3 protein-coding genes and 1 pseudogene are annotated in these 2,322 nt (G+C 73.6%); all 4 read left to right on the top strand.

Going from position 1 to position 2,322, the window contains the following annotated elements; translation table 11 throughout:
* Positions 1-203: pseudogene (locus B7767_RS24815) on the top strand (arylsulfatase); the annotation flags it as partial.
* 209 nt (positions 204-412) lie between these two features.
* Positions 413-910 (top strand): ATPase, encoded by a 498-nt coding sequence (locus tag B7767_RS24810; protein ID WP_085574144.1) that lies wholly within the window; start codon positions 413-415, stop codon positions 908-910.
* The gene (locus B7767_RS24805; RefSeq protein WP_085574143.1) at positions 907-1,242 is read left to right on the top strand and encodes a metalloregulator ArsR/SmtB family transcription factor; all 336 of its coding nucleotides are present in this window, start codon (positions 907-909) and stop codon (positions 1,240-1,242) included. Before B7767_RS24810 ends, B7767_RS24805 begins: the two co-directional genes overlap by 4 nt.
* Before the next feature lie 32 nt (positions 1,243-1,274).
* The gene (locus B7767_RS24800; RefSeq protein ID WP_085574145.1) at positions 1,275-2,030 is read left to right on the top strand and encodes a DUF899 family protein; all 756 of its coding nucleotides are present in this window, start codon (positions 1,275-1,277) and stop codon (positions 2,028-2,030) included.
* Positions 2,031-2,322 lie beyond the last annotated feature (292 nt).

The raw sequence follows: 2,322 nt of genomic DNA, 5'->3' as shown, positions 1-2,322 counted from the left end.
CGGGCGACCCGGCGGGGTACGCGCGCCGGGTCGCGGACGCCGCCGACGCGGTCACCGGCGCCGACGCGATCGTCCTCGCCCAGGCGTCCATGGCCCCGGCCGAGCGGCTCACCACGATTTCGGTGCCCGTGCTGTCCAGCCCCCGTCCGGGACTCGCGGCGGCAGCCCGCTTGTGCCGGCAGGCTCAGGAAGAGAACCGGTAGCGCCACTCGCGCGGCGGGGGCGGAATTCCGCGGAATCCCGCGGAACCCTGTCGATCCCACGGTGATTCCGGGCCCCGGCGAGGCCGTGCCGGTTGATCTCCCACCACTGCCGTACGAGACGCCGTAGCTCCTGATGCAACCCGTAGGTTGCATGTCCCGTCAGGACGTGCAACCCTTGAGTTGCACTCGAATCGATGAGGGAGGTTCCCGTGAACGACGCCACCCATACCGACGCGGAGCTGGCCGAGCTCGACCGGATCGCCCGGCGGATCGACATCGACGCCCCCGCCGAGCGGGTCTGGGAGCTGGTCGTACGGCCCGGCTGGTACATCAATGACGGCGAGGTCGAGCCCGAACCGGACCTGCGCCAGGAGGGCGACGTGACCGTGGTCCGCCATCCGTCGCTGGGTGAGTTCCGGTTCCGGACGGTGGAGCTGGACAAACCGCGCTACGCGGCGTTCCGCTGGATCGGCACCCCGTTCCGCGACGACGCGACACCCTCCACCCTGGTCGAGTTCTGGATCGACGAGCGGGACGCGGGCGGGGTGACCCTCCGCGTGGTGGAGAGCGGCTTCTCGAGCCTCGCCGACGACCCCGCGGCGTGGCTGAAGGAGCGGGAGGGCAACGACAAGGGCTGGCTCACCGAGCTGGCGGCCGCGAAGGCGTTCGTCGAGAAGAGCGCCACGGCCCCGGCGAGGCATCGGTGACCGCTTCCCCCCTCCCCGTCGTGTGCGCCGCGCTCGGCGACGCGACGCGCTGGGAGATACTCACCCGGCTCGGCGAGGGCCCCATGTCGGCGTCCGCGCTGGCCAGGACCCTGCCGGTGAGCCGGCAGGCGATCGTCAAGCACCTGGAGGTGCTGCGCGGGGCCGGGCTGGTCGAGTCCGAGCGGCGCGGGCGCGAGGTCGTCCACCTCGCCGTCGGCGCCCGGCTCGGCGCGCTGGCCCGCGAGCTCGACCGGATCGGCCGATCCTGGGAGACGCGCCTGCTGCGCATCAAGGAGGTGGCGGAGCGCTCCGGACCCGGCCCGGCCACCTGACGGACCGCGACCCACGACGATGGGACATGATCATGACCGAGCACGAGAACAGGCCCGCGGACCGCGCCCCGGCGCTGCCCCCGACGGCCGACCGGGCCGGCTTCGAGGCCGAACTGGCCCGGCTGCGGATCCGGGAGAAGGCGCACACCCGCGAGGGCGACGCGATCGCCGCCGCCCGGCGGCGGCTGCCCATGGTCGAGGTGGCCGCCGGCCTCGAACTGACCGGGCCCGACGGGCCGGTCACCCTGCTCGAAACCTTCGAAGGGCGCCGACAGCTCATCGCGTACTACTTCATGTGGTACCCCGGCCACGACGCGGCGGGCCAGTGCGAGGGCTGCACCTGGGTCACCACCCAGGTGCAGGAGCTGTCGTACCTCCACTCGCGCGACATCACCTACGCGGTCTTCTGCCAGGGCCCGTACGAGGAGAGCCGCCGCTACCGCGACTTCATGGGCTGGGACGTGCCGTGGTACTCGGCGGTCCCGTCCGGGGACGAACTCCTGACCGGGCGCCACGCCGGCATGATGCACCTCGTCTGCTACCTCCGGGACGGCGACCGCGTCTTCGAGACGTACTGGACGACGCTGCGCGGCGTGGAGGCGATGGACTACAGCTACGCGCTCATGGACCTCACCGTGTACGGACGTCAGGAACTGTGGGAGGACTCGCCCCCCGGCTGGCCCACCGTCCAGGGCACGCCCGCCGACGACGTGCTGCGGAGCGACGGACGCCCCATCCCCCACTGGTCGCGCATCGAGGCCGGCCGCTCCGACACCCTGACCCCTTGATCCTCCGGCCGGGCCGGTGGCGCCGACCGGCCCCGCGCCGTCACGCGGGCGGGTGACTGGAGAGGCGGCCCCCGGGTAGGCGGGGGAGTAGTCCAGAGCCGACGTCGACCGACAGGCCGGAGGACACGCGCCATGACGAACCCGTACCCGGACCCCGTCCAGCCGGGCCCCACTCCGGGCCCGGACCCCTCGCACCCCGGGCCCCGCCCCGATCCGGTGCCCTCACCCGAGCCGCCTCCCGGCCCGGCCCCCACCCCTCCGCCCCCGCCGCCGGGCCCCGGTCCGGAGCCGG

This window comes from Streptomyces sp. 13-12-16 (assembly GCF_002114215.1).
In the GTDB taxonomy this organism is placed as follows: domain Bacteria; phylum Actinomycetota; class Actinomycetes; order Streptomycetales; family Streptomycetaceae; genus Streptomyces.
This window is presented reverse-complemented; position numbering and strand designations above follow the sequence as displayed.

What these genes read in the sequence shown, in the direction of transcription:
- B7767_RS24800 (WP_085574145.1), top strand. Translation starts at nt 1,275, where the DNA reads ATGACCGAGCACGAGAACAGGCCCGCGGACCGCGCCCCGGCGCTGCCC.